Source organism: Methylobacterium sp. J-059, from assembly GCF_022829485.1.
Lineage (GTDB): Bacteria > Pseudomonadota > Alphaproteobacteria > Rhizobiales > Beijerinckiaceae > Methylobacterium.
Window position 1 is genome coordinate 78,713 of the sequence record NZ_JAKSYA010000034.1, and the last position, 20,953, is coordinate 99,665.

Here is a 20,953-nt window from a genome sequence, read left to right on the forward strand (position 1 = left end):
GGGGCGCTACTCGGCCGCCGCGGCCTGGGGCGTCGTGCCGGCGATCCAGGCCGACAGGTCGGCGCGCGCCCGGTCGGTCAGGGCCTGGCGCTTGAGCATCGCCTTCTCCGGCCCGCGCAGGCGCTTGCCGGTCTCGTTGCGCGGCATCGCGGCGAGCGGCGGGAACAGGCCGAAATTGACGTTCATCGGCTGGAACGAGCGCGGCTTGCCCGGCTCCTTGGCCGTCTCCTCGGGCACGTCGTCGAGGATGTGGCCGCCGGTGATGTGGGCGATCAGCGCGCCGAGCGCGGTCGTCTGCGGCAGGGGCTCGAGCGCCCCGCCCCGGCTCTCCGCCACCGCGAAGCGCCCGGCCATCAGGCCGATCGCCGCGCTCTCGACATAGCCTTCGCAGCCGGTGATCTGGCCGGCGAAGCGCAGCGACGGGCGCACCTTCAGGCGCAGGGTCGCGTCGAGCAGGCGCGGGCTGTCGAGGTAGGTGTTGCGGTGGAGGCCGCCGAGGCGGGCGAACTCCGCGTTCTCGAGGCCGGGGATGGTGCGGAAGACGCGGACCTGCTCGGAATAGGTCAGCTTCGTCTGGAAGCCGACCATGTTGTAGAGCGTGCCGAGCGCGTTGTCCTGGCGCAGCTGCACGATCGCGCAGGCCTTCACCTGGGGATCGTGCGGGTTGGTGAGGCCGACGGGCTTCATCGGGCCGTGGCGCAGGGTCTCGGGGCCGCGCTCGGCCATTACCTCGATCGGCAGGCAGCCGTCGAAGTACGGCGTCGAGGCCTCCCACTCCTTGAAGCCGATCTTCTCGCCGCCGACCAGCGCCGCGATGAAGGCGTCGTACTGCGTTCGGTCCATCGGGCAGTTGATGTAGTCGGCCCCCGTGCCGCCGGGCCCGACCTTGTCGTAGCGCGACTGGAACCAAGCCTTGCTCATGTCGATCGAGTCGCGGTGGACGATCGGGGCGATGGCGTCGAAGAAGGCGAGCGCGTCGGCACCGGTGATGGTGCGGATCGCCTCGGCGAGGGCGGGGGCGGTGAGCGGCCCGGTGGCGACGATGCACGGCCCCCAGCTCTCCGGCGGCAGCCCGGCGACCTCTTCCCGCACGATGGTGACGTTGGGATGCGCTTCGAGCGCGGCGGTGACGGCGGCGGAGAACCCCTCGCGGTCGACCGCGAGCGCGCCGCCGGCCGGGACCTGATGCCGGTCGGCCGCCCGCAGGATCAGCGATCCGAGCGTCCGCATCTCCTGGTGCAGGAGGCCGACGGCGTTGCCGTTCGGGTCGTCGGAGCGGAAGGAGTTGGAGCAGACGAGCTCGGCGAGGCCCTCGCCGTGATGGGCCTCGGTGCCGCGCACCGGCCGCATCTCGTGCAGCACCGCGTGGTGGCCGGCTTCGGCGATCTGCCAGGCGGCTTCCGAGCCTGCGAGGCCGCCGCCGACGATGTGGATGGGCGCGCTTGCTTGGGACATGCCCCTGCAGATACCGGAACGAGCCGGCCCGAGGCAACGGGCCGGCGCACGTCCGGGAGCTTCAGCCGCGGGCGATGGCGGTTCGGCCGCGGGCGATGGCGGTTCAGCCGCGGGCGATGTCCTGGATCTCGAAGCGGTTGATGCCGAGGTCGGCGAGGTCGCGGTCGGACAGGCGCGACAGCTCGGTGATGGTCTCACGGTAACGGAGATAGGCGCGGAAACGGTTGAGGACGCTACGGGCGGCGGACATGACATTGACCTTTGTTCAGGCAGGCGGTGACGACCGCTTGGGCACCGCCTGCCTCTTGTTGGTGCAATGCACATATAAGCTTGCTGCGCCGCAGCGGCAGGCCGACATTCGTTAGCCAGCCATGCGAGCCCGGCATGCGGCGCACAACGATTTGGCAAGGTTTTGGAAAGCCTGTTTTCGAGGCCTTTGCGCGCGCCGGATCGCGTTCGCAGTTCAGGAGGCCAACGGCGTCCGATCGGCTTGGGCAACGTGCAAGCGATGACCTTGCGTCGTCTGCGCGCCGGCACGGTCGCGCATCGATCCGATCGCCGAACACTGTGGATCCGCGTGCGGCATCGTGAATACGACAACGCCGCATCGGCCGAAAGGCGCGATGCGGCGCTGTCCATGCGCGGGGCCCGGCCCGACGGCCGGGCCCGGTCTCAGTAGAACGGGCGCGGCCCGTAATAGGCCGGGCGGCCGTAGAACGGGCGCGGCGGGCCGTAGGCGTAGGGGCCGTAGACCGGCCGCCGCCAGTACGGGCGCGGGCCCCAGTTCGGCCGGCACACGCCCCACGGATTGGGATGGAAGCCGGGGCCGCAGCCGCCGGCGACGGTCTCGATCAGGGCGCCGCCGGGCAGCGGCGCCAGCGGCATGGCCTGGGCGGCGGGTGCGAGGAGCAGGGCTCCCGCCAGGCCGGCTGCCGTCGCCAGGCCGGCCCCACCAAAAGTCTTCACGTGCGTCATGACACGATCTCCTTCGATGTCCGGCCAGGGAGGGAATGGCCGGGCAGCGAGAAAACTACGGCGTACCGGATGAATTTCCACTGACGGCCGTGTTGTGCTGCGTACAGCCAGGCTTCGGCCCGGGCGGGGCGGTCAGTGCAGAGGGGCGGTACAGGGACGGTCAGTGCAGGGGCGGGCTCATGAGGAAGCGCTCGCGGTCGCCCGAGACCAGGGTCGGCTTCAGGGCGCGGCCGTCGCGGCGGATCGTCAGCGGCACCCGCACGCCCGCTTCGCCCAGCGCCCAGACGCTGCGGAAGAAGTCGGCAAGATCCGCCACCGGCTCGCCCGCCACCGCCTCGATCACGTCGCCCGCGCGCAGGTCCGCCGCCTCGGCCGGGCCGTTGTCGGCGAGCCCCATCACCACGACGCCGTCCTCGCTCTCGGTGGCGTAGAGGCCGAGCCAGGGGCGGGCCGGACGGTTGGCGCGCCCGCGCGAGGTCAGGTCGTCCAGGATCGGCGGCAGCAGGTCGATCGGCACCACCATGTTGATCGCCCGCGGGCCCGACGTGCCGCCCTGCTGGAGCTGGAGCGAGCCGATCCCGAGGAGGTCGCCCTCCGGGCCGATCAGCGCGGTCCCGCCCCAGTTCGGATGCGAGGGCGCGGTGAACAGCGCCTCGTCCAGGACGTATTCCCAGTAGCCGGCGAATTCCTGCCGGGCGACGATCTGCGCGGCGACGCAGCGCTGGCGCCCGCCGGCGCCGGCCACCACCGCCCGGTCGCCGATCTTCAGGCTGCCGGAGGTGCCGAGCTTGAGCGCCGGCACGCCCAGCGGCCCGAGCGCCTGGACGAGGCCGAAGCCGGTGGCGGCATCGAACCCCATGACGTGGCCGGGCACGGAGCGGCCGTCGTTGGTAGTGAGCCACACGCTCTCCGCCTCGGTGACGAGGTATCCGATGGTGAGCACGAGGCCGTCCTCGCCGATGACCACGCCGTTGCCCGCCCGCTCGGTGCCGAGCGTCTCGGCGGTGAAGGCCTCGGCCGGCACGCGGGCGGAGAGCTGGACCATCGCCGTGAGGGCGCGGTCGAGGTCGTAGCCGTAATCGCCGGGCTTCGGCTGCGTCGAAGCCGGGATCTTCCAATCACCCTGCGAGGCCATGCCGCGTCGGTCCTTCGAGATGTCTGCGCTCCGGTAAGGTGCCGGAGGGTCGGTGGTCCGAGGGGCGCGAGCCGCGTGCCCCCATCCGGGAGATAGGACGCGCCGACCGGTCGCGACACCCCGGCAGGGCGACGCGGCGGCGCGGCCCGAGAGGGCGGCGCGGCGCGAGGCCGTGCCGGCGAGCCGCAACGTCCGCGGGAAAGGTCGGCCCGAGCCATCGTCGCCCCGCATCGCCCCCGCGATGCATCCCTAGGGAGAACCGTGGCAATCGGGGCGCCGCGTCTTCTCATCACCGCAGAATGCGCTAACCCTTGCCGCAACGGTCCCGATCGTTCGCCTGTCCGGCGCGAGGACCTGCCGATGGGACGGGGGACGATCCTTGGGCGACCGATCCTTGGGCGACGACGCGACCCTGCAGCGGATCCTGCGCGCGATCGCCGGTGGCGACAAGGGCGCCCTGCGCTCGCTCTACGACCTGACATCACCGAAACTTTACGGGGTGATCCTGCGTATCCAGCGGGATCGGAGCGTGGCCGAGGATGTGCTTCAGGACGTCTATCTCCGCGTCTGGCAGGCGGCAGGCTCCTACGCTCCGGAATCCGGGCGGCCGATGACCTGGCTCTGCGCCATCGCGCGCAACCGGGCCATCGACGGGATCCGCCGCAAGGGCGAGGTCCAGGGACCGGTGCGCGAGGACGGCGAGGACTGGGTGGAACGTCTCATCGACCCGTACGACACCGAGGCGGCGATCGTCGGACGCGGCGCGCTTGCGGCCTGCCTCGCGCGCCTCGACGAGGCGCAGCGCGCCTGCGTCGTGCTCGCCTATTGCGAGGGCTGGTCGCGCGAGGAGCTGGCCCAGCACTACGACCGGCCCGTCAACACCATCAAGACCTGGCTGCACCGCTCGCTCGGCGCCCTCAAGGGCTGCCTGGAGGAGCAGGCGTGAGCGCCGGGCCCGAGACCGAGCGCGACCTGCGCGCCGCCGAGTACGTCCTCGGCTCGCTCTCGCCCGACGAGCGCGCGGCGTTCGAGCTGGAGCGCGTCGTCGATCCCGCCACCGCGCCCGCGGTGGCGGCGTGGGAGCGGCGGCTCGGGCCGCTGGCCCTCGCCGTTCCGGCCGAGATGCCGCCCGACCATGTCTGGCCCAGGATCGCCGGCGCGCTGACGGGGGCGGACGCGATCCCGGCCCCCGCGCCCCTGGCTTCCGCGCCCCCTGCCCCCGCGCCGACGGCCGCCAACGACGACCGCGCGATCCGCCTCGTCAGGCAGGTGCGGCGCTGGCGCCTCGTGGCGGCGGGGACGGGTCTGCTCGCGGCGGGGCTCGCGCTGTTCGTCGCGGTCGGCGGCCGGCGGGACGAGCCGGCGCCGGGCACGCGCTACCTCGCCGTGGTGCAGAGCGGCGGCGCGCTGCCCGCCCTCGTGCTGCGGATCGACACGGCGACGGGCACCGCCGAGGTGCGCCCGGTGGGCGCCGAGACCCCGTCCGGCAAGAGCCTCGAGCTCTGGTACATCGGCTCCGGGGCGTCCCCCAAGGCGATCGGCCTCGTCGGCGCCTCGGCGACCCGGATCGCCCTGCCGGCGGAGACCGCGGCGAGCGGGCTCATCGCCGTGACGGTGGAGCCGCCGGGCGGATCGCCGAACGGCGCCCCGACCGGGCCGGTGGTCTATTCCGGCACGCTGATCCGCGAGTGAGGCTGGCATCCGCGTGACCCGGCCCCGATGACCGAGGCCGGAACGAGGAACACCCCGGACCGCGCGGCCCGGGGTGTTCCTCGTCGTGCAGCGCTCCGGCGCCTCGGCCGGAGCGCGGCGGTCGCGATCAGGGCTGCAGCACGCCGTTGATGACGTGGATGACGCCGTTCGACTGCATCACGTTGGCGATGGTGACGGTGGCGGTGTTGCCCTTGGCATCGGTCACGTAGACCTTCTTGCCCTTGGACGTGACCACCAGGGGATCGCCCTCGACGGTCTTGAGCTGGGCCTCGCCGCCGCCCTTCTTGACCTCGGCCATCAGCTCCTTGGCGGTGTAGACGCCCGGGACGACGTGGTAGGTCAGGATCTTGGTGAGCGTGGCCTTGTTCTCGGGCTTCACCAGCGTCTCCACCGTGCCGGCCGGGAGGCGGGCGAAGGCGGCGTTGGTCGGGGCGAACACGGTGAACGGGCCCGGGCCCGACAGGGTGTCGACGAGGCCGGCGGCCTTCACCGCGGCCACGAGCGTGGTGTGATCCTTGGAGTTGACCGCGTTCTCGACGATCGTCTTGTTGGCATACATCGGCGCGCCGCCGACCATCGGGTTCTTGGCGAAGGCCGCGACCGGCGCGGCGCCGAGGGCGAGCGCGAGGGCGAAGGTGGCGAAGCGGGAGGCGTGATGCTGCGTCATGGGGTATCCTGATCGTTCGTAGGGCCCCGGTGCGCGGGGCTACGGGCGGCCTTACGGAGCCTCGCACGGAAAGGTTTCGGGCGGGATCGATTCCGGTAGCGCACCGGGCGCGGCGTCGTCCGAAACGTAGAAAAACCGCCCGGTCCTCGCGGACCGGGCGGTTTCTGCTTCGACCTCGGTCGGCGGCGGATCCTGCCGGACCCGCCGCGTCTCCCGGCCTCAGTACTTGCGCATCAGGGGCACCGGCGCGGCGGCGGCGGCCTGCGCCGTGTAGAGCGGCGCGATGATGCGGAACCAGCCGCGGGTCTCGTCGGCGAAGGCGCCGACGCCGCGATCGGCGACCGTACGCGTCACGAACACCTGAGCCTTGAACGCGCCGAAGTCGTAACCGACGAGGCCACCGGCCGCGAACGTGCCCTGACGCTGATAGGCCGCAAAGGCTGCGCCGCGGTTCCGGTTGATCGGAAGGTCGGTGAAGCCGTAGGCCACGGCGCCGATCTCGAACTTGCCGAAGGTCTTGGTCGCCGTCAGGTCGAGGTAGAGGCCGTCGGCGTTCACGATCGGGCCCAGTGCCGCAAACTGACCGCCGAAGCGGGCCGCGTCGTCGACGTAGAAGATGTGCGTCAGGGCCGCGGTCAGGTTGTAGCCGTCGCCGGTGTACGAGATCGCGCCGGTGTTGCGGATCGAGGTGGAGGCGTTCTGCGGCAGCACCGGGGTGCAGCCGGCGGTCAGCGTGCCGTTGCAGAGCGAGCCGCGGTCGCCGACGCCGATGTAGGCGCCGACGAGGTAGGCGGTGCTGATCTTGTTGCCGAGATCCCAGGCGAAGATGTTGCCGATGAAGGGGTTGTAGAAGTAGCTCTGGTCCTGGTTCGGGACGCCGGCCGCGTTGTTCGTGCCCACGAACACCGACGGGACCGCGATCACCGGCATGATGCTCGCGCCGAGGACCTTGAAGCCGGTCGACCAGACCAGGATCGGCACGTTGACGCCGACGTCCGGGCTGTTGCGCGCGTCGCCGCGGCCGGTGCTGAACGTGTTGATCGCGTAGACGCCTTCCGGCAGCGGGCCGTAGGCGAGGCCGACCTGCTCGCCGGGCTGCGTGGACGGCGTCGCCTGAACGCTGGTGTTCATGCCGACGGTGAGGGCGACCGCACCTGCGGCAAGCCAGGTCTTCATCATTTTCTCGTTCCTTCCCAAGGATTTCCGAACTTCGTCCCGCCGCCTCTGCACTACCTTGCCGGTCTGCCGTCTGCGCGGCTCCCGTGCGAGATGTGCCAAGCGCCCCCTACGAAGCCGGCCCGTGTCTCAACGCTGATAACTATTCTACAGAGCGCTTGGGAAAGACAGTGGAATGCCTCGTATCTGGACAGCGAGAGCCGAACCGTTGCCCAAATGCCTCAACCTTGCTGCGGTGCGGCGGCCGAGCGACGGTCGCAGAAATTGCATTCGGAGAAGCCGGATTCGGCAGAATAGCGCATCCGTTTCAGGGTCTTGTCGGGGGAAGCGTAGCGGGAGGATTCGGCAAGCCCGGCGGGACCGATCGCCATCCCGGGGGGACGTCCCGGCCCGCGCCGGCGGGCTCCGAAAGTCCCGATCGGACGGTCGGGCCGTGCCCGGACGGGCGGATCGGCCGCGAGACAGGCCGAATCGGACGCCGACGCGGCGCGACCGCTCGGCAGATCTTGCCGAGCGGATGTCCCCATCGCCGGGAGGCGGAAGGGCGCGGCGCGCCTACTCCGCGGCCGGCCGCGCCACCGCCGCCCGCGAAGCGGCCGGCTTCGCCGCGGGGCGGCGGGCGAGCACGTCGCGCAGGAAGCGCCCGGTATGGCTCGCCGTCGACGCGGCGATCTGCTCGGGCGTCCCCTGGGCGACGACCACGCCGCCGCCGTCGCCGCCCTCCGGGCCCATGTCGATCACCCAGTCGGCGGTCTTGATGACCTCGAGGTTGTGCTCGATCACCACCACCGTGTTGCCCTGGTCGACGAGCTCGTGGAGCACCTCCATCAGCTTGGCGACGTCGTGGAAGTGCAGGCCGGTGGTCGGCTCGTCGAGGATGTAGAGGGTGCGGCCGGTCGAGCGCTTCGACAGCTCCTTCGAGAGCTTGACCCGCTGCGCCTCGCCGCCCGACAGTGTCGTCGCCTGCTGCCCGACGCTGACGTAGTCGAGCCCGACGCGCTTGAGCGTCTCCATCTTCTCGCGGATCGTCGGCACCGCCTTGAACAGGTCGGCGGCCTCCTCGACGGTCATGTCGAGCACGTCGGCGATGGACTTGGCGCGGTACTTCACCTCCAGCGTCTCGCGGTCGTAGCGCTTGCCCTTGCACACGTCGCAGGTGACGTAGACGTCGGGCAGGAAGTGCATCTCGATCTTGATGACGCCGTCGCCCGAGCACGCCTCGCAGCGGCCGCCCCGGACGTTGAACGAGAACCGGCCCGGCTGGTAGCCGCGGGCCTTGGCCTCGGGCAGGCCGGCGAACCAGTCGCGGATCGGGGTGAAGGCGCCGGTATAGGTCGCCGGGTTCGAGCGCGGGGTCCGCCCGATCGGCGACTGGTCGATGTCGATGACCTTGTCGAGGTGCTCCAGCCCTTCGAGCCGGTCGAAGGGCGCCGGATGCTCCAGCGCGCCGTTCAGGCGCTTGGCCACCGCCTTGTAGAGCGTGTCGATGATCAGCGTGGACTTGCCGCCGCCCGAGACGCCGGTGACGCAGGTGAAGGTGCCGAGCGGGATCTCGATGTCGACGTTCTTGAGGTTGTTGCCGCGGGCGCCGAACACCCCGAGCTTGCCCTTGCGCCCCTTCCGCCGCGCGGCCGGGGTCCGCACCGACTTCTCGCCGGTCAGGTACTTGGCGGTCAGCGAGTCGGGATGGGCCAGCACCTCCTCGGGCGTGCCCTGCGCGATGATCCGGCCGCCGTGGATGCCGGCGCCCGGCCCGACGTCGACCACGTAGTCGGCCTGGAGGATCGCGTCCTCGTCGTGCTCGACCACGATCACCGAGTTTCCGAGGTCGCGCAGGCGCTTCAGCGTGCCGAGCAGGCGCTCGTTGTCGCGCTGGTGCAGGCCGATCGACGGCTCGTCGAGGACGTAGAGCACGCCGGTGAGCCCCGAGCCGATCTGCGAGGCGAGGCGGATGCGCTGGCTCTCGCCGCCGGACAAGGTCCCCGAGCCGCGGGCCAGCGTCAGGTATTCGAGGCCGACGTCGACCAGGAACGACAGCCGGTCGCGGATCTCCTTCAGGATCCGCATCGCGATCTCGTTCTGCTTCTGCGTCAGCTTCTTCGGCAGCGCCGAGAACCAGCGGTGCGCCTCGCTGACCGAGAGCGCGGTGACCGCGCCGATATCCTCCATCGCGACCTTGACGGCGAGCGCCTCGATCTTCAGCCGCTTGCCGCCGCAGGCGGCGCACGGGGTCTCGCTCATGAAGCGCGAGATCTCGTCGCGCGCGGCGTCGCTCTCGGTCTCCTTGTAGCGGCGCTCGAGGTTGGGGATCACGCCCTCGAACGGCTTGTTGACGGCGTACTTGCGCATGCCGTCGTCGTAGTCGAAGCGGATCGACTGCTTGCCGGAGCCGTAGAGGATGATCGCGCGCGCCGCCTCGGGAAGCCGCGACCAGGCCAAGTCGGTCTTGAAGCCGTAATGCCGGGCGAGCGCGTCGAGCGTCTGCCCGTAATAGGGCGAGGTCGACTTCGCCCACGGGCCGATGGCGCCGCGCTTGAGGCTCAGGGCCTCGTCGGAGATCACCAGCTCGGCGTCGATCCGCATCTCGTGGCCGATGCCGCCGCAGGTCGGGCAGGCGCCGAACGGGTTGTTGAACGAGAACAGCCTGGGCTCGATCTCCGCGATGGTGAACCCCGAGACCGGGCAGGCGAAGCGCGACGAGAGGGTAATCTTCTCCCGGGTCTCGCCCTCCGGCACGTCGGCGAACTCGATGTCGGCGATGCCGTCGGCGAGCTCGAGCGCCGTCTCGAAGGAATCGGCGAGCCGGCTCGCGATGTCGGCCCGCACCACGATCCGGTCCACCACCACGTCGATGTCGTGCTTGAGCTTCTTGTCGAGCTTCGGCACGTCGTCGATCGGGTAGTACTCGCCGTCAATCCGCAGGCGCTGGAAGCCCTTCTTCTGGAACTCGGCGATCTCCTTGCGGTACTCGCCCTTGCGGCCGCGGACCACGGGCGCGAGCAGGTAGAGCCGGCTCTTCTCGGGCAGCGCCAGGACGCGGTCGACCATCTGCTGCACGGTCTGGCTCTCGATCGGCAGGCCGGTGGCCGGCGAGTACGGGATGCCGACGCGGGCCCAGAGCAGGCGCATGTAGTCGTAGATCTCGGTGACGGTCCCCACCGTGGAGCGCGGGTTCTTCGAGGTGGTCTTCTGCTCGATCGAGATCGCCGGCGAGAGCCCGTCGATCTGGTCGACGTCGGGCTTGGACATCATCTCCAGGAACTGGCGCGCATAGGCCGAGAGCGACTCGACGTAGCGGCGCTGGCCCTCGGCGTAGATCGTGTCGAAGGCGAGCGACGACTTGCCGGAGCCCGAGAGCCCGGTGAACACCACGAGCTTGTCGCGCGGGATCGTCAGGTCGACGTTCTTCAGGTTGTGCTCGCGGGCGCCGCGCACCGAGATCACCCGCCGGTCGCGCTCCGCCGGCGTCTCCCGGTCGAACAGGCGCTCGAGCTTCGCGTCGACACCGGCCTCGGCCTCGACCGCCCGCGCGGCCGGGCTCGCCTTCGCGGGCTTCCTGGCGGGCGGCGCTTTCGCGGCGGGCGTCTTGGCAGCAGGCGTCTTATCGGCAGCAGGCGTCTTGTTGCCAGCAGGCGTCTTGGCGGCGACGGCTTTGGCCATGGCGGGGGCGGTCTTTCGAGGCGTCGACACGGGCGGGATCCGGCGATCGCGAAAGCGAACGCCGCGCCGGGTCATGTCGTCCGTCCGAAGCCTTCGGCAAGGTGCGGCGGGCGGGACGCAGGCCCGGCATGCTCGCGTGTCTGCTAGAACGAAACGCGTACGTGGGCAACTCGGCCCTTGTTCCGCGACGCGTCCGGCCCTGCGGCCGCCCGCATCTTTTCGCTGCGCCGGCCCCGTTCGGGGGGCGGCCGACGACCAGTATCACCGCGCGCCCGTGCCGGGCGCGCGGCTCCGGCGGGATTACTGCATCGCCTTCATCGCCGCCTCGGACGAGGAGGCCTTCGGGTTGGCCTTGCAGTAGGCGCGCATCTTCGCGTCCATCGCGGCCGCCTGCGGGTCGGCGGCGATCATCGCCTTGTCGGCGGCGCTCATCGAGGCCTGCGCCTGCGCGTCGGCCCTGAGATAGTCGGCGCAGGACATGTCGCCGGTCTGGGCCCGGGCGGCGGCGAGGCCGGCGATCAGCAGGCTCGCGGCGAGGATGGTACGGATCATGATGGCCTCCCAAGGGTACGCCCGGCGTCGTCGCGGCCGACCCGCCGCGCGCGCTCTCGGCGCCTCGTGATAGGGCGGCGCCGGGCGCGGCGTCTTGATCGGGCGTCCGGAATGCATGCCGCCGCGTCCCGATCCGTCGGCGGGATCGCGGATTTTCGCGCAGGTCCGGAAGTCGTGCCCGGGGCTCGCCCGGACGACGCGTCCGCATCGCCCGCCGATGTCCTGGTGTCCGGGTCCGCGAATACGCTGCCGACGGGCTCCCGCCGTTGAAGATCGCGCCCGCGACGATCGAACAGCGCATCGACCTGTGATGGCAACGGCGTCTTTACCGGTTGTAGCGCAGTCGTCCGTATCGACGCGGTGCGAAGACTTGGGATGCGTGGGCGAATGAAAACCGGTGTTCCGATGTCCTTGCGGGGACGCATCGTGGCGGTGGCGCTGGCGCCCTGCCTCGCCTTCGCTGCGGTGGCCGGTGTCGCGATCTCCGACCGGATGGCGCAGCGCGCCGAGATGGTCCAGGTCGAGGACCTTGTCGGCCTCGCCTCGCGGATCAGCGCCTTCGCGCACGAGGGCCAGCGCGAGCGCGGCGCCTCCAGCCTGTTCCTCGCCTCGAAGGGGTCGCAGTTCAAGGCGGAGCTGGTCGCGCAGCGCGCCCGCACCGACGCCGTGCGCCAGGGCCTCGCCGCCGCCGTCACGGCCGGCGCGGCGGCCTACGGCCCCGCCTTCGCCCGCAAGGCCGACGCCTTCGCGCAGGCGCTCGACGGCCTGGACGCGCAGCGCAACGCCGTCGACGCGCTGAAGCCGACGGCGCCCCAGGCGGCCGCCGTCTATACCGGTCTGATCGGCGAAGGCCTCGGGCTGGTCCGCGCCCTGTCGGGCGTGATCGGCCCCGTCGGGATCGCCAACCACGCCGCCTCCTACGCCGCCTTCCTGACGATGAAGGAATATGCCGGCCAGGAGCGTGCCGCCGCCTCCGCCGCCTTCGCCGCCGGCAGCCTCGACCTCGCCGGGATCCGCCGCCTCGCCACCCTCCAGGCCGACCAGGCCACCTACGAAGGCCTGTTCCGGACCCGGGCGGAGCCGGCGCAAGGAGCCCTGCTCGATGCCGCGGAGGCCGCCGCCCCGGCGCGGGAGGTGGCGCGCCTGCGCAAGGTCGCCCTCGAGACCATGCCCGGCGAGGCCCTGGCCTTCCGCGACGCCCCGCTCTGGTTCCGACTCGCGACCCAGCGCATCGACGGCCTCAAGGCGGTCGAGGACCACCTCACCGCCGACCTCGCCGCGGAGGCCGGCGGCGTTCGCGCGACGGCCGAACGGGCGCTCGCGATCTGGTCGGGGGCGGCGCTCGCGATCTTCCTGCTGACGGGCGCCCTCGCCTTCGGCCTCGGCACCGCGGTGGCCCGGCCGCTGATCCGGATGTCGCGGGCGCTCACCGCCATCGGCCGCGGCGACGACGACGTGGCGATTCCCCAGGGCGGCCCGATCGAGGTCCGCGCCATCGCCGCCGCGGCGATCGAGTTCCGCGATAACGTCGCCGAGCGCCGCCGCAGCCGCGCGGCGCAGGAGCGGATGTCGGCCGACGCCGAGCTGGCCCGGCGCGCGGCGGCGCTCGAGCTCGCCGACGGGTTCGAGGATCGGGTCGGCGGCATCGTCGAGGCGGTCTCGGCGGCGGCGATCCAGCTCGAGGCCGCGGCCCACGGCATGACGCGGGCGGCCGGGGATGCCTCGTCGCTGAGCCTTCAGGTCGCCCGCGCGTCGCACGAGGCGGCGCTCTCGGCCGACACGGTGGCGGCGGCGACCGAGCAGCTTTCGGCCTCGGTCGCCGAGATCGGCACCCAGGTCACGGCCTCGGCCGACCTCGCGGCGGCGGCCGAGCGCGACGCCGAAGGCATGGCCGGCGAGGTCCGGCGGCTCGCCACGGCGGCCGGCAGCATCGCCCAGATCGTCGGGCTGATCTCGCAGATCGCCGACCAGACCAACCTGCTCGCCCTCAACGCCACCATCGAGGCGGCCCGCGCGGGCGAGGCGGGACGCGGCTTCGCGGTGGTGGCGCAGGAGGTGAAGTCGCTGGCCGGCCAGACCGCCCGGGCGACCGAGGAGATCACGGCCAAGGTCGTCGAGATCAGCACCTCCACCGACGCCTCGGTCCAGGCGATCAGCGGGATCACCGACGTGATCCGGCGCTTGGCCCAGATCGGTGGCGACATCGCCGCCGCGGTCGAGGAGCAGGGGGCCGCGACCGGCGAGATCGCCCGCACCACCGCCCAGACCTCGCAGGGCACCCGCGCGGTGTCGGAGCATATCGGGGGCGTCAGCGAGGCGGCCGGGACGGCGAGTTCCGGCTCGGCCCAGGTGCTCGCCGCGGCGAGCGCGCTGTCGAGTCAGGCCGGCGACCTGCGCGGTGCGGTCGACCACTTCCTGGCCGGCGTGCGGGCGGCCTGAGGCCGCCCTCCCGTCGCCAGACTGCGCCAAAGGAAAAGCCCGCCCCCTCCGCAGGGGGCGGGCTTTTTTGGTGTCGCCGGCGATCTCGGGCGCGAGGCTACGGAACGTGGATCACCATCGCGGTGAAGGGATGCACGTAGGCCTGGAGCATCACCAGCCCGCCCACCAGGCAGGCGAGCGCGATCGAGTGCCAGAACACGAAGCGCAGGATCTTGCCCTCCTGGCCGAAATAGCCGGTGGCGGTGGAGGCGACGACGATCGACTGGGCGTCGATCATCTTGCCCATCACGCCGCCCGACGAGTTGGCCGAGGCCATCAGCACGCCCGACAGGCCGAGCTGCTCCGAGGTGATCTTCTGCAGGCCGCCGAAGAGCACGTTGGAGGCGGTGTCGGAGCCGGTCAGCGCGACGCCGAGCCAGCCGAGCAGCGTGCCGAAGAACGGGTAGAGGATGCCGGTTCCGGCGAACGCCAGGCCCAGCGTCGCGTCGACGCCGGCGTAGCGGGTGAGCACGCCGAGCGCGAGCATCGCCGCGATGGTGATCAGCGAGTAGCGCAGCACCCAGATCGTCTCGACGTAGGCGGTGACGAGGCGGACGGGCGAGAACCGCATGATCAGGCCCGAGATCAGCGCCGCGATCAGCACGCCGGTGCCGGTGTAGGACATGTAGGTGAACAGGAAGACGGCGCCCTCGGGATGGGCCTTGGCCACCACCGGCGGCACCTTCATGATCACGTTGTGCAGGCCCGGCACCTCGTATTTCCAGGTGAAGATCGGGTTGACGATGGCCTTGAACCAGCCGGTGCCCCAGATCGCCACGATCACCGACAGGATGATCCACGGCAGCCAGGCCAGCGCGATCTCGGCGGAGGTGGCGGTGCGGCCGGTGGCGGCCGGGGCGCGGGGCAGATCGGAGGGAACCCCGGCGCCGAGCGCCACCGGCCGCGGCGCGCCGTAGCCGATCGACGGGTCGTTGCCGCGCAGCGCCGGCGAGGTCCAGATCGCGGCCGGCTTCCAGACCTTCAGGAACAGCACCAGGGCGCCCATCGCCGCGATCGAGGCGCCGATGTCGACGATCCACGGGTTGACGTAGTTCGAGATGCCGAACTGGGCCGCGGCGAAGGCGCCGCCGCAGATCAGGATCGCCGGCCAGACCTGGACCATGCCGCGGAAGCCCGCGAACACCCAGATCAGCCAGAACGGCACGATCAGCGAGAACACCGGCAGCTGCCGGCCGATCATCGCGCCGAGCACGTAGGGGTCGTAGCCCGTCACCGAGGCGAGGCCCTGGATCGGCGCGCCGAGCGCGCCGAAGGCCACCGGCGCGGTGTTGGCGATGAGCGACAGGCCGGAGGCCGCCAGCGGCGAGAAGCCGAGCCCGATCAGGATCGCGCCGGTGACCGCCACCGGCGTGCCGAACCCGCCCGCGCCCTCGAAGAACGCGCCGAAGGCGAAGGCGACGAGCAGCAGCTGCAGCCGCCGGTCGGTGGTGATGCCGGCCACCGATTGCTGGAGGATGGCGAACCACCCCTTCTCCACCGTCAGCCGGTAGAGGAAGATGACGTTGAGGATGATCCAGCCGATCGGGAAGAACCCGGTCACCATCCCGAGCAGCGAGGCGCGGGTCGCGAGGCCGAGCGGCATGCCGAAGGCGCCGACGGCGAGGGCGAAGGCCAGCACCAGGGCGAGCACGGCCGCGATGTGGGCCTTGACCCGGCCGCTGGCGATCATGGCGAGCAGCGCGATCACCGGCACGGAGGCGGCCAGCGTCGACAGCCACGGGTTGCCGAACGGATCGTAGACCTGGTTCCAGGTTTGGACGGGTTCCACGGGCGCATTCCTCCGATGGCCCGGGTTGATCCGCGGGCCGTTGGAGGCGGTGCTAGCAGAGCGGCGAATCCGGCTCAACGCCGAGAGATAATGTATTCAGAAGGTGTTGCGCGCCGACCGCTCCGGCACTTATCGCGAAAGCGGCCGGCGGCTCGGCTCGGCACGACGCGGTCTCGCCGCGCCGCGCGACCGGCCCGTCGTCAGACCAGCATCCCCATCGGGCTCTCGATCAGGCCCTTGAAGGCCGCGATCAGCTCGGCGCCGAGCGCGCCGTCGAGCACGCGGTGGTCGCAGGAGAGGGTCGCGGTCATCACCTGGGCGACGGCGGGCGCGCCGTCCTTGACCACGACCCGCTTCTCGCCGGCGCCGACCGCCAGGATCGAGGATTGCGGCGGGTTGATCACCGCGGTGAAGTGCTTGATCCCGAACATGCCGAGGTTCGACACCGAGGTGACGCCGCCCTGGTACTCCTCCGGCTTCAGCTTCTTGGCGCGCGCACGGGCCGCGAAGTCCTTCATCTCGTTGGAGATGGTGGACAGCGTCTTCTCGTCGGCCCGGCGGATGACCGGGGTGAACAGGCCGCCGTCGATCGCCACGGCGACGCCGACCTCGGCGTTCCTGAAGCGCAGCACCCGGTCCTCGGCCCAGACGGCGTTGGCCATCGGCACCCGGGTCAGGGCGAGGCCCATCGCCTTGATGACGAAGTCGTTGACCGAGAGCTTGAACAGCGGCTTGCCGTCCTTGTCCTTGCCGGCGCTCCGGTTGAGCTGCTCGCGAAGCGCCATCAGCGCGTCGATCTCGCAATCGACGGTCAGGTAGAAGTGCGGCGCCACCTGCATCGCCTCGGTGAGGCGCTTGGCGATGGTCTTGCGCATGCCGTCGAGCGGCACCTCCTCGTAGCTGTCCTTGGCGTAGAAGCCGCGGACCTGATCGGTGGTGAGGCCGGCGGCCCTGGCCGCGGGGGCGGGCGCGGCGGCTTGCGCCGGCGGTGCCGCCTCGGGCGCCTTCGGGGCCGCCTTGGGGGCGGGCGCGGCCTTGCCGGTGCCGGCCTCCTTGGCGGCGCGGACGTCGCGCTCGATCACCCGGCCGCGCGGGCCCGACCCCTGCACGGCCGAGAGGTCGATGCCCTCCTGCTTCGCGATGCGGCGGGCCAGCGGCGAGGCGAAGACGCGCTCGCCCGCCCCGCTCGGCGGATGGGCGGCGCCCTCGGACTTGGCGCTAACGGGCTCGGAAGTGGGCCGCGCCCCGTCGGGGGCCTCGTTGACCCGCTCGTAGGACATGTGGCCGCCGCCGGGCGTGGTGTTCTCGTTCGCCGACGACGCGTCGGCCTTCGGCGCCTGGGCCGGCGCCGGCGCCGCGCCGCCCGCCTGGACCCCGGCCGGATCCTCGCCGTCCACGGCGATCACCGCGATCAGGTCGTTGACCGGCACGTCGGCGGTGCCCTCGGGCACGACGATCCGGGCGAGCACGCCCTCGTCGATCGCCTCGACCTCCATGGTCGCCTTGTCGGTCTCGATCTCGGCGAGCACGTCGCCGGACTTGATCGCGTCGCCCTCCTTCTTGAGCCACTTGGCAAGGTTGCCCTTCTCCATGGTCGGCGAGAGGGCGGGCATCAGGACGTTGACGGGCATGGTTCAGGTCTCGTCCGAGGGCAGGAAGGGGGCGTCGGGTTCGGCGCGGGGATCGGCGAAGGGAAACAGGTCGTCCAGCGGAAACGGGACGGCGTCGAAGGGCGGCAGGGCCACGGTCTCGCGGCGCGTCACCGTCCCGAGCAGCAGCCATCGGGACGCGGTCAGCGCGAAGGCCTCCAGCACGCCGTCGGCGGGATCGAGCAGCCAGAGGTGCCCGACGTCGGCCTCCGCGTAGATGCGCCGCTTCGGGCCGCGGTCGAGACGCACCGTGGACGGCGACAGGATCTCGCAGACCCAGTCCGGCGGCGTCTCGACGAAGGCGGTCTCCGGCTCGGCCGGCAGCCGCTCGCGGCGCCAGCCGGCGAGATCGGGCACCACGACCTGCGCTCCGAGATGGAGCTCGGGTTCGATCATGAAGATCCAGCCGCCCGGTCCGCCGCGTCCGTGCCGGAAAGGGGGGCCCAGAACGGAGCCGAGATCCAACGCCGCCATCGCATGCCGCGGCCGCGGTCGCGGATGCGTCTCCAGCGCCCCGTCGATGATCTCGGCGACGAGGTGATCGGGGACCGCTTCGAGGTCGGCGTAGGTGGCGTGCCGGAGCGCGGGTTCGGCCATGGCCAGAATCCCGTCAGTTCAGGCCGCCGGGATCGAGGCCCTCGGCCTCCCACCCCGCGCGAATGCGCTCGAACGCCTCCTCCTCCGACAGGTCGGTCTCCAGGGCGTAGGCGCGGGCGGCCTGCCGGGCGAGGTCGACCATCAGGCGGCCCCACGTGGCGGGGTCGTCGAAGGACCGGCGCAACGCCACGCTCACCGCCCCGTCGACCACGGCCGCGCGCAGCACCTCGATGCCGCCCTGCTCCAGGGCGTCGGGGGGGACCTCGAGGGCTTGGAAGGATTCACTCATACGACGTCATGACCCATCGATGGCCCCGTTCCCGCCGGTCAGGCACGAAGGCGGATCGCATTCACCGGTAGCAGACGGCCTTGGCCGCCTCGACGACCTCGGCGACGTTGGGCAGGGCGAGCTTCTCGAGGTTGGCGGCGTAGGGCATCGGCACGTCCTTGCCGGTGACGCGCAGCACCGGCGCGTCGAGGTAGTCGAACGCGTCGACCATCAGGCGGGCCGAGATCTCGGCGCCGATGCCCGATTGCGGGAAGCCCTCCTCCACCGTGACGCAGCGGCCGGTCTTCTTGACCGACGCGAGCACGGTCTCGGTGTCCATCGGCCGGATCGTGCGCAGGTCGATCACCTCGGCCTCGATGCCCTGGTCGGCCAGGATCTGCGCCGCCTTCAGGGCGTAGGTCATGCCGATGGCGAAGGAGACGATGGTCACGTCCTTGCCGGTGCGGTGGATCCGCGCCTTGCCGATCGGCAGCACGAAGTCGTCGAGCTTCGGCACCGGGAAGGTCTGGCCGTACAGGATCTCGTTCTCGAGGAAGATCACCGGGTTCGGGTCGCGGATCGCGGCCTTGAGCAGGCCCTTGGCGTCCGACGCCGTGTAGGGGGCGATCACCTTCAGGCCCGGCACGTTGGAGTACCAGGCGGCGTAGTCGTGGCTGTGCTGGGCGCCGACGCGGGCGGCGGCGCCGTTGGGGCCGCGGAACACGATCGGGCAGCCGAGCTGGCCGCCGGACATGTACAGGGTCTTGGCCGCCGAGTTGATGATGTGGTCGATCGCCTGCATGGCGAAGTTGAAGGTCATGAACTCGACGATCGGCTTCAGGCCCGACAGGGCCGCGCCGACGCCGATGCCGGCGAAGCCGTGCTCGGTGATCGGGGTGTCGACCACGCGGCGGGCGCCGAATTCCTGCAGCAGGTTCTGCGTGACCTTGTAGGCGCCCTGGTACTCGGCGACCTCCTCGCCCATCACGAAGACGTCCTCGTCCCGGCGCATCTCCTCGGCCATGGCGTCGCGCAGCGCCTCGCGGACGGTCATCGTCACCATCTCGGTGCCGGCCGGGAACTCCTCCATCACCGGCTCCGCGGCCTTGTTGGTGATGGTGGCGGGCGCGGCCGGCGCCGCGGGCTTGTCGTCGCCGGTCTTGGCGGTGGCCGACGGGGCGGAGGCCATGCCCTCGGCCTGCATCGTCGGCGTCGGGGCGGGCTGCCCGCCCGTGTCCGCACCGTTCGGCTTCGACGAGGCCCCTCCGGCGGCGGCCGCCGCGACGTCCTCGCCCTCGCCCGCGATGATCGCGATCGGGGTGTTGACGGCGACGCCCTCGGTGCCCTCGGCGACCAGGATCTTGGCGAGCGTGCCCTCGTCGATCGCCTCGACCTCCATGGTCGCCTTGTCGGTCTCGATCTCGGCGAGCACGTCGCCGGACTTGATCGCGTCGCCCTCCTTCTTGAGCCATTTGGAGAGCTTGCCCTCCTCCATGGTCGGAGACAGGGCGGGCATCAGGATGTCGGTCGCCATGGAGGGTCTCTGATCGGTGAGGCGGGCGGGGCGGCCTGGCAGGGGATCGTCGCGGGGCGGCGGCGCGCCCTCAGGCGCGCGCTTCCAGGAGGATGTCGGTCCACAGCTCGGACGGATCCGGCTCGGGATCGTGCGTCGCGAACTCGGCGGCGTCGTTGACGGTCTCGCGGACCTTGGCGTCGGTGGCCTTGAGCTCGGCCTCGGCGACGCCGTGCAGCTCGATCAGGCGCTTGCGCACCATCTCGATCGGGTCGTGCTCGTCGCGCATCTTCGAGACTTCGTCCTTCGTGCGGTACTTCGCCGGGTCGGACATCGAGTGGCCGCGATAGCGGTAGGTCTGCATCTCGAGGATGTAGGGCCCCTCCCCGGTGCGGGCATGCGCGATCGCCCGGCCCGCCGCCTCGCGGACCGTGCGCACGTCCATGCCGTCGACCTGCTCGCCGGGGATGCCGAACGAGATGCCACGCCGGGAGAAGTCCGTCTGCGCCGAGGCGCGGGCGACCGAGGTGCCCATGGCGTAGCGGTTGTTCTCGATCACGTAGACCACGGGCAGCTTCCACAGCTGCGCCATGTTGAAGCTCTCGTAGACCTGGCCCTGGTTGGCCGCGCCGTCGCCCATGTAGGTCAGGCTGACCTTGCCGTTCTTGCGGTAGGCGTCGGCGAAGCCGAGGCCGGTGCCGAGCGAGACCTGCGCGCCGACGATGCCGTGCCCGCCGAAGAACTGCTTCTCGCGGCTGAACATGTGCATCGAGCCGCCCTTGCCGCGGCTGTAGCCGCCGCGGCGGCCGGTGAGCTCGGCCATCACCCCCTTCGGGTCCATGCCGCAGGCGAGCATGTGGCCGTGGTCGCGGTAGCCGGTGATGATCTGGTCGCCGTCGACCGAGGCCATCTGCATGCCGATGACGACCGCCTCCTGGCCGATGTAGAGGTGGCAGAACCCGCCGATCAGGCCCATTCCGTAGAGTTGCCCCGCCTTCTCCTCGAAGCGGCGGATCAGCAGCATCTGATGGTAGGCGTGGAGGTCTTCCTCGCGGGTGAATTGCGGCGCGTTTGGTGCGGGCTGGTGCTCGGCCGCCACGGCCTCCGGCGTCTCCGCGGCAGGGTTGGGCTGCCCCGCATCTTTCGCGGCATCCATCGGCGTGCTCCCGTGCTGGCGTCTGTTCCCGCCCGGTTTAGGACACGCGCTCCGGGAATGCGAGGGCCGACGCTCTGACAGGTGTTTGTGGTTGTCATACCCGATCCGCATGCCCGATCCGCACGCCCGATCGGCATGATCCCCTCGGGACGGCGGATGCGGGCCGCGTT

Annotated in this window: 18 protein-coding genes; 3 read left to right on the forward strand and 15 right to left on the reverse strand. The window is 71.3% G+C overall.

Annotation, left to right across the window (positions count from 1 at the left end; genetic code table 11):
* Nucleotides 1–6: 6 nt before the first annotated feature.
* From trmFO to MKK55_RS02845, 4 genes are all read right to left on the reverse strand, one after another.
* A complete protein-coding gene (trmFO, locus tag MKK55_RS02830) occupies nt 7–1,455 on the reverse strand; it encodes a methylenetetrahydrofolate--tRNA-(uracil(54)-C(5))-methyltransferase (FADH(2)-oxidizing) TrmFO (protein WP_243933179.1) in 1,449 nt (482 codons plus the stop codon).
* A 103-nt stretch (nt 1,456–1,558) separates the two neighbouring features.
* Entirely contained in the window at nt 1,559–1,705 is a 147-nt protein-coding gene (locus tag MKK55_RS02835) for a DUF1127 domain-containing protein (protein WP_243933180.1), read from the reverse strand.
* 422 nt (nt 1,706–2,127) lie between these two features.
* The gene (locus MKK55_RS02840) at nt 2,128–2,430 is read right to left on the reverse strand and encodes a GCG_CRPN prefix-to-repeats domain-containing protein (RefSeq protein WP_243933182.1); all 303 of its coding nucleotides are present in this window, start codon (nt 2,428–2,430) and stop codon (nt 2,128–2,130) included.
* Between the two features lie 160 nt (nt 2,431–2,590).
* Complete coding sequence (locus MKK55_RS02845) at nt 2,591–3,565, reverse strand: S1C family serine protease (RefSeq protein ID WP_147727653.1); 975 nt, start codon at nt 3,563–3,565, stop codon at nt 2,591–2,593.
* A gap of 394 nt (nt 3,566–3,959) precedes the next feature.
* On the opposite strand from MKK55_RS02845, the gene MKK55_RS02850 reads away from it, so the two are divergent.
* Both MKK55_RS02850 and MKK55_RS02855 read left to right on the forward strand, forming a co-directional pair.
* A complete protein-coding gene (locus MKK55_RS02850) occupies nt 3,960–4,511 on the forward strand; it encodes a sigma-70 family RNA polymerase sigma factor (protein ID WP_243933242.1) in 552 nt (183 codons plus the stop codon).
* Nucleotides 4,508–5,257: an anti-sigma factor domain-containing protein gene (locus MKK55_RS02855; RefSeq protein ID WP_409566005.1), complete on the forward strand. Its 750-nt coding sequence runs from the start codon at nt 4,508–4,510 to the stop codon at nt 5,255–5,257. Before MKK55_RS02850 ends, MKK55_RS02855 begins: the two co-directional genes overlap by 4 nt.
* 127 nt (nt 5,258–5,384) lie before the next feature.
* On the opposite strand, the gene MKK55_RS02860 is transcribed toward MKK55_RS02855, so the two are convergent.
* The 5 genes from MKK55_RS02860 to MKK55_RS02880 all read right to left on the reverse strand — a co-directional run bounded on the left by MKK55_RS02860 (nt 5,385) and on the right by MKK55_RS02880 (nt 11,333).
* Nucleotides 5,385–5,945, reverse strand: a complete 561-nt coding sequence (locus MKK55_RS02860; protein WP_147729405.1) for a fasciclin domain-containing protein — start codon at nt 5,943–5,945, stop codon at nt 5,385–5,387.
* Nucleotides 5,946–6,164: 219 nt separating this feature from the next.
* A complete protein-coding gene (locus tag MKK55_RS02865; RefSeq protein ID WP_147729404.1) occupies nt 6,165–7,124 on the reverse strand; it encodes a transporter in 960 nt (319 codons plus the stop codon).
* Between the two features lie 218 nt (nt 7,125–7,342).
* On the reverse strand, nt 7,343–7,492 hold the full coding sequence (locus MKK55_RS02870) for a hypothetical protein (protein WP_243933184.1): 150 nt from the start codon (nt 7,490–7,492) through the stop codon (nt 7,343–7,345).
* Nucleotides 7,493–7,676: 184 nt separating this feature from the next.
* The gene (gene uvrA / locus MKK55_RS02875; protein WP_243933246.1) at nt 7,677–10,781 is read right to left on the reverse strand and encodes an excinuclease ABC subunit UvrA; all 3,105 of its coding nucleotides are present in this window, start codon (nt 10,779–10,781) and stop codon (nt 7,677–7,679) included.
* 300 nt (nt 10,782–11,081) lie between these two features.
* Nucleotides 11,082–11,333, reverse strand: a complete 252-nt coding sequence (locus tag MKK55_RS02880; RefSeq protein WP_243933186.1) for a hypothetical protein — start codon at nt 11,331–11,333, stop codon at nt 11,082–11,084.
* Nucleotides 11,334–11,738: 405 nt separating this feature from the next.
* On the opposite strand from MKK55_RS02880, the gene MKK55_RS02885 reads away from it, so the two are divergent.
* Entirely contained in the window at nt 11,739–13,772 is a 2,034-nt protein-coding gene (locus MKK55_RS02885; protein ID WP_409566006.1) for a methyl-accepting chemotaxis protein, read from the forward strand.
* A gap of 97 nt (nt 13,773–13,869) precedes the next feature.
* On the opposite strand, the gene MKK55_RS02890 is transcribed toward MKK55_RS02885, so the two are convergent.
* The 6 genes from MKK55_RS02890 to pdhA form a co-directional block, all read right to left on the reverse strand.
* Nucleotides 13,870–15,600: an L-lactate permease gene (locus MKK55_RS02890; RefSeq protein ID WP_147844470.1), complete on the reverse strand. Its 1,731-nt coding sequence runs from the start codon at nt 15,598–15,600 to the stop codon at nt 13,870–13,872.
* Nucleotides 15,601–15,800: 200 nt separating this feature from the next.
* Entirely contained in the window at nt 15,801–17,231 is a 1,431-nt protein-coding gene (locus MKK55_RS02895) for a pyruvate dehydrogenase complex dihydrolipoamide acetyltransferase (protein WP_243933190.1), read from the reverse strand.
* Nucleotides 17,232–17,234: 3 nt separating this feature from the next.
* The gene (locus tag MKK55_RS02900; RefSeq protein ID WP_243933192.1) at nt 17,235–17,846 is read right to left on the reverse strand and encodes a Uma2 family endonuclease; all 612 of its coding nucleotides are present in this window, start codon (nt 17,844–17,846) and stop codon (nt 17,235–17,237) included.
* Nucleotides 17,847–17,859: 13 nt separating this feature from the next.
* Nucleotides 17,860–18,135 (reverse strand): DUF5076 domain-containing protein, encoded by a 276-nt coding sequence (locus tag MKK55_RS02905; RefSeq protein ID WP_147844303.1) that lies wholly within the window; start codon nt 18,133–18,135, stop codon nt 17,860–17,862.
* A 61-nt stretch (nt 18,136–18,196) separates the two neighbouring features.
* A complete protein-coding gene (locus tag MKK55_RS02910) occupies nt 18,197–19,648 on the reverse strand; it encodes a pyruvate dehydrogenase complex E1 component subunit beta (protein WP_147844302.1) in 1,452 nt (483 codons plus the stop codon).
* A gap of 70 nt (nt 19,649–19,718) precedes the next feature.
* The gene (gene pdhA, locus MKK55_RS02915) at nt 19,719–20,783 is read right to left on the reverse strand and encodes a pyruvate dehydrogenase (acetyl-transferring) E1 component subunit alpha (protein ID WP_243933194.1); all 1,065 of its coding nucleotides are present in this window, start codon (nt 20,781–20,783) and stop codon (nt 19,719–19,721) included.
* Nucleotides 20,784–20,953: the final 170 nt, after the last annotated feature.

What these genes read in the sequence shown, in the direction of transcription:
- trmFO (WP_243933179.1), bottom strand. Translation starts at nt 1,455, where the DNA reads ATGTCCCAAGCAAGCGCGCCCATCCACATCGTCGGCGGCGGCCTCGCA.
- MKK55_RS02835 (WP_243933180.1), bottom strand. Translation starts at nt 1,705, where the DNA reads ATGTCCGCCGCCCGTAGCGTCCTCAACCGTTTCCGCGCCTATCTCCGT.
- MKK55_RS02840 (WP_243933182.1), bottom strand. Translation starts at nt 2,430, where the DNA reads ATGACGCACGTGAAGACTTTTGGTGGGGCCGGCCTGGCGACGGCAGCC.
- MKK55_RS02845 (WP_147727653.1), bottom strand. Translation starts at nt 3,565, where the DNA reads ATGGCCTCGCAGGGTGATTGGAAGATCCCGGCTTCGACGCAGCCGAAG.
- MKK55_RS02860 (WP_147729405.1), bottom strand. Translation starts at nt 5,945, where the DNA reads ATGACGCAGCATCACGCCTCCCGCTTCGCCACCTTCGCCCTCGCGCTC.
- MKK55_RS02865 (WP_147729404.1), bottom strand. Translation starts at nt 7,124, where the DNA reads ATGATGAAGACCTGGCTTGCCGCAGGTGCGGTCGCCCTCACCGTCGGC.
- MKK55_RS02870 (WP_243933184.1), bottom strand. Translation starts at nt 7,492, where the DNA reads ATGGCGATCGGTCCCGCCGGGCTTGCCGAATCCTCCCGCTACGCTTCC.
- uvrA (WP_243933246.1), bottom strand. Translation starts at nt 10,781, where the DNA reads ATGGCCAAAGCCGTCGCCGCCAAGACGCCTGCTGGCAACAAGACGCCT.
- MKK55_RS02880 (WP_243933186.1), bottom strand. Translation starts at nt 11,333, where the DNA reads ATGATCCGTACCATCCTCGCCGCGAGCCTGCTGATCGCCGGCCTCGCC.
- MKK55_RS02885 (WP_409566006.1), top strand. Translation starts at nt 11,739, where the DNA reads ATGTCCTTGCGGGGACGCATCGTGGCGGTGGCGCTGGCGCCCTGCCTC.
- MKK55_RS02895 (WP_243933190.1), bottom strand. Translation starts at nt 17,231, where the DNA reads ATGCCCGTCAACGTCCTGATGCCCGCCCTCTCGCCGACCATGGAGAAG.
- MKK55_RS02900 (WP_243933192.1), bottom strand. Translation starts at nt 17,846, where the DNA reads ATGGCCGAACCCGCGCTCCGGCACGCCACCTACGCCGACCTCGAAGCG.
- MKK55_RS02905 (WP_147844303.1), bottom strand. Translation starts at nt 18,135, where the DNA reads ATGAGTGAATCCTTCCAAGCCCTCGAGGTCCCCCCCGACGCCCTGGAG.
- MKK55_RS02910 (WP_147844302.1), bottom strand. Translation starts at nt 19,648, where the DNA reads ATGGCGACCGACATCCTGATGCCCGCCCTGTCTCCGACCATGGAGGAG.
- pdhA (WP_243933194.1), bottom strand. Translation starts at nt 20,783, where the DNA reads ATGGATGCCGCGAAAGATGCGGGGCAGCCCAACCCTGCCGCGGAGACG.